The 4,579-nt window shown below is 57.4% G+C and carries 4 protein-coding genes; all 4 read left to right on the top strand.

All coding sequences use genetic code 11. The features are described 5' to 3' along the window. Positions 1-272 precede the first annotated feature (272 nt). The gene (locus tag PMX72_RS10205) at positions 273-1,394 is read left to right on the top strand and encodes a hypothetical protein (protein ID WP_117817598.1); all 1,122 of its coding nucleotides are present in this window, start codon (positions 273-275) and stop codon (positions 1,392-1,394) included. A gap of 389 nt (positions 1,395-1,783) precedes the next feature. Then, complete coding sequence (locus PMX72_RS10200) at positions 1,784-2,149, top strand: ArsR/SmtB family transcription factor (protein WP_117637779.1); 366 nt, start codon at positions 1,784-1,786, stop codon at positions 2,147-2,149. A gap of 63 nt (positions 2,150-2,212) precedes the next feature. Beyond that, a complete protein-coding gene (locus PMX72_RS10195) occupies positions 2,213-2,431 on the top strand; it encodes a cation transporter (RefSeq protein ID WP_006235433.1) in 219 nt (72 codons plus the stop codon). Positions 2,432-2,530: 99 nt separating this feature from the next. Further along, entirely contained in the window at positions 2,531-4,483 is a 1,953-nt protein-coding gene (locus PMX72_RS10190) for a heavy metal translocating P-type ATPase (protein ID WP_271729214.1), read from the top strand. Positions 4,484-4,579: the final 96 nt, after the last annotated feature.

Here is a 4,579-nt window from a genome sequence, read left to right as displayed (position 1 = left end):
AGGCCTGGCGTTAGCATGTCGCGATTCAATCTCGAAAACAGCATTGCCCAGTTGACAAAACTATAGGAACACCCCCCTCAATACGACAGCTCAAAAACCCACCGTTCGCAGAAGATAAGCCGCGCCCCAATACCGTTGCCCGAAGTTTCGAGCGTATATGGCGTCCGCTATGCCATCATGCGCGTATGGGAATCGTTCTGTCACATACCACGGCACGCGCTGTATACCAAACAGTCAACTCGCTCGCAAGCCACGCGACCGATCCCATATCTATGGAAAAGATCAAGGTGTCTGCGCCGACCACGTCCAACCTGGAAGCGGCGCGAGCATGGCTCAACAGAAAGAATGTCGATTCTGAAAGCATCCATGTGCTGACGTTTTCCAATAATGCCAAAAGGCACCGCAAGGGCTGCATCTGCCACTGCACGCGCTATACGTTTGATGCAGAAAGCTACCTAGAACTCGAGCCGAACGTCTACATCGTCGATATCAAGCTGTGCGCGTTAGAAGCAGCAGCCGACCTCAACCTTTCGGAGCTCGTTGAGTATTACTTTGAAATCTGCGGCTCCTACGCGCTTGGAACGTCCGACGAAACTCAATATCGCGAGCGCCCAGCCCTAACCAGCGTTGAAGAGCTCAGAGCCTTCTTTTCAGAGGCATCGGGGTATCGTGGATCTAATAAAGCACTTAAGGCACTTTCTTATGTACGCGAAGGCTGTCGCTCCCCACTCGAAACGGCGTTTGTCATGATGCTGACAATGCCCAAGTCAATGGGTGGCTTAGCCATACGCGCTATCAAAACGGACTATCCGATCCCAGTCCCCAAAAGATACGCCGCCCTAACGCGACGGACGGTTTTCTACCTCGACGCGCTGCTCGAAAATTCGATGACCGATATCGAATACAACGGCTTTTACCACGACGAGCCCGAACAGCAATCAATTGACGAGGAACGCCGAAACACGCTGCGAAACATGGGATATGCCGTTATCACAGTTAGTCGTCATTCGTTTTTCAAGCAGTCCGCTTTTAGGCGGGTCATGGAAGCGATTCGCATTCGCGAGAAGATATGGCCCGGTCGACTCCCGGATAACTTCGCCATCCTGCAAGAAACTCTTCGTCAATTTGTCTTGCGGCGCTACTTCGAATACGGTCGCCGCGTCCTGGAGACACTCAAAGAAGAAGAGGCCGCCAAGCGCGAAATTGCAAGCCAATATCCGCAAGCTGATGACCCGAGCATCAACGATGTGCCAGAACCCGACGACATGCAACACGTCGGGGCCCTTGCTGAGGAAATCAATGGGCCTTGGGAATGCGACATGTTCGCAAAAATCGATGAAAACCGCACGGAAGACGACACGATTATTGATCTAATTGAGAATTCGCTCTTCTAAAGGCGATCTCTGCGGATGTCCACCTACATTTTTCGACTTATTCGGCCACCGATGTGCCAGATTGGCTGCAGCAATGCTCAATATAACTTTAGATAAAACTGATTCTGCAGGAACTCCCGTAGAGGAAGAACTGATTCTCGCGGTATTTAACACGATAAAGTACAAATATGAACAGTTCTAATGCTTCTCAAGGTGGCTTTCTTAGCATGCTGGCCGAACATCTCGAAATATGTTGGCGAGCATTGCGTCGATGTCTCCCAACCCGCAGAAAATCGCAGAGGCGGCAAGCAGTCATCGAAATTAACGTAAATAGTATTGACATATGAACATGCGCTCATATAATCGGAAGTAAGTTATATGAGCGCATGTTCATATGAAAGGATGTTGCAATGAGCAGCCACGCTGATGAAACAAAGACTGGCATCGAGGCCACCGAGCTGATCGTCCCCACCACCTGCTCGCCCGAGGACCTTCCCGACGAGGAGCTGTTGTACGACCTGGCCGACCTGTTCAAGGTCTTCAGCGACACCACACGCATCAAGATCCTCTATGCCCTCATGGGCCGCGAGCTCTGCGTGGCTGACATCGCCGAAGCGACCGCAACCTCGCAGTCGGCAGTATCGCACCAGCTGCGCACGCTTAAGCAGTCGCACCTGGTCAAGTTCCGCCGCGACGGCCGCAACATTCTCTACTCGCTCGCCGACGATCACGTCTACACCATGCTTAACCAGGGCATGAGCCATATCTGCGAATAGCAATCAACCACGGTATCAGCGCGGCCGGCACCCAGACCGCTAACACAGGGAAAGGAACCCACCATGAAAAAGCAGTTCAAGCTCGACGAGATCGATTGCGCCAACTGCGCGCGTGAACTTCAGGACGAGCTGGCTAAGCTCGATGGCGTCAAGTCCGTTTCGGTCAACTTTATGACCCAGAAGCTGACGCTCGAGGCTGACGACGCCGAGTTCGACGAGGTCCTGGACCGCGTCGTTGAGTTCACCGCCGACGCCGAGCCGGACTGCGAGATCATTCTCTAACCCGCGCATACGTTGACCTGCGAGGCCGCGCTTGCCGCGGCCTTTGCTCGCGAAATTATATGAGCAAGTGTTCATACACTCAAATGGGAGGTTTGAATCATGGCAGCCGCCGATCCCAAGAAGAAAAAGAAGAAGCGCAAGAAGAAAGAGTCCCTTGAGCATAAGCGCAACCGCATCCTGGTAGCACTGGGCATTTTTGCCGTTGTTTATGCCCTCGACGAGCTCGGCGCCCTCGCTATCGCATTTGGGGAGCCCGGCAACATCTACGCCAGCTTTGTGCTGTTCCTCGTGCCGTTTTTGATTGCCGGCTACGACGTACTGCAAAAGGCATTCAATAACATCCGCCGCGGCAAGGCCTTCGACGAGAGCTTCCTCATGGCCGTCGCGACCATCGGCGCGTTTGCCATGGTGCTCTTCCCCGACACCGACCCGCACATGGCCGAAGGCGCCGCTGTCATGCTGTTCTACCAGGTCGGCGAGTTGTTCCAGGCATACGCCGTGGGCAAGAGCCGCAAGTCGATCAGTGCCATGATGGACATCGCGCCCGACTACGCTAACGTCGAGCAAGCCGACGGCACACTCGAACAGGTCTTTCCCGATGACATCGCCGTCGGCACCGTGATCGTGGTCAAGCCCGGCGAGCGCGTGCCTATCGACGGCGTCATCGTCGAGGGCGAAACCCAGCTCGACACCGCCGCACTCACGGGCGAGTCGGTCCCCCGCCCGGCCAAGACCGGCGACGATATCATCAGCGGTTGCATCAACATGACGGGCCTCATCCACGTGCGCACCACCAAGCCCTTTGGCGAGTCAACCGTCGCGCGTGTTCTGGAGCTCGTGGAGAATGCCAGCGAAAAGAAGGCGCGCACCGAGAACTTCATTACGCGCTTTGCCCGCGTCTACACCCCCGCCGTCACTGGCGCTGCCGCGGTGCTCGCGCTTGGCGGCGGCCTGGTGACTGGCGCTTGGTCCGATTGGATCCTGCGCGGCCTGACCTTCCTGGTCGTCAGCTGCCCGTGCGCCCTCGTGATCAGCGTACCGTTGAGTTTCTTTGGCGGCATCGGCGGCGCGTCCAAGCTGGGCGTTCTCATCAAGGGCTCCAACTACCTCGAGACGCTCGCCGACGTGGACACCATCGTCTTCGACAAAACGGGCACCCTCACCAACGGCACGTTCTCAGTCGTCGCGGTGCACCCCGAGGCTGGCTATACCGAGCAGTCGCTGCTCGAAGTCGCAGCCCTTGCTGAGTCGTTCTCCGATCACCCCATCGCGCAGTCCGTGCGCGACGCCTACCAGGGCGAGGTCGACCCCAAGCGCGTGAGCGACTCCACCAACGACGCGGGCCACGGCGTGACGGCAACCATCGACGGCAAGCACGTCGTCGTTGGCAACGCCAAAATGCTCGCCGCGGCCGGCGTTGAAGCACCGGACTGTGAGGTTGTCGGCACGATCCTCCACGTGCTCGTTGACGGCGTGTACGCCGGCCACATCGTGATTGCAGACACCGTTAAGGCCGATGCGGAGCAAACGATTCGCGACCTGCATGCCGCCGGTATCAACCGCACCGTCATGCTCACGGGCGACCGCGAGGAGGTTGCAGCGTCTGTGGCCAAGCAACTCGGTCTCGACGAGTTCCACGCGCAGCTCCTGCCGGGCGACAAGGTCGAGCGCGTTGAGGCGCTACTCGCGGCCGAAAGTGGCAAGGGCAAGCTCGCCTTTGTCGGCGACGGTATCAACGACGCTCCTGTGCTTACGCGCGCCGATGTGGGCATTGCCATGGGCGCCATGGGCTCCGACGCCGCGATCGAGGCCGCCGACGTGGTGCTGATGGACGACAAGCCGTCCAACATTTCCCGCGCGATCCGCGTGGCGCGCAAGACCATGTCGATTGTTTGGCAGAACATAATCTTTGCGCTGGGCATTAAGCTGCTGATCCTTGTGCTGGCAGCGCTGGGTATCGCCAATATGTGGCTTGCCGTCTTTGGCGACGTAGGCGTGGCGATCATCGCTATCCTGAACGCCATGCGCGCGATGGGTGTCAAGAACCTGTAGCGCCTGTGGTCCCTCCGGCCGGGACCGGGCTTGGTTTTGAAAACGTCCTCGACCAATGAAGCGCCCCCGTTCTGCTCCTTCGGAGCTACGAACGGG

This window comes from Collinsella aerofaciens (genome assembly GCF_028207065.1).
In the GTDB taxonomy this organism is placed as follows: domain Bacteria; phylum Actinomycetota; class Coriobacteriia; order Coriobacteriales; family Coriobacteriaceae; genus Collinsella; species Collinsella aerofaciens_AR.
Note: the sequence above shows the minus strand (reverse complement) of the source record. Positions and strands in the feature narration are given on the sequence as shown.

Excerpts from the sequence above, each read along its gene's own strand:
- PMX72_RS10205 (WP_117817598.1), top strand. The coding sequence starts at position 273 with ATGGAAAAGATCAAGGTGTCTGCGCCGACCACGTCCAACCTGGAAGCG.
- PMX72_RS10200 (WP_117637779.1), top strand. The coding sequence starts at position 1,784 with ATGAGCAGCCACGCTGATGAAACAAAGACTGGCATCGAGGCCACCGAG.
- PMX72_RS10195 (WP_006235433.1), top strand. The coding sequence starts at position 2,213 with ATGAAAAAGCAGTTCAAGCTCGACGAGATCGATTGCGCCAACTGCGCG.
- PMX72_RS10190 (WP_271729214.1), top strand. The coding sequence starts at position 2,531 with ATGGCAGCCGCCGATCCCAAGAAGAAAAAGAAGAAGCGCAAGAAGAAA.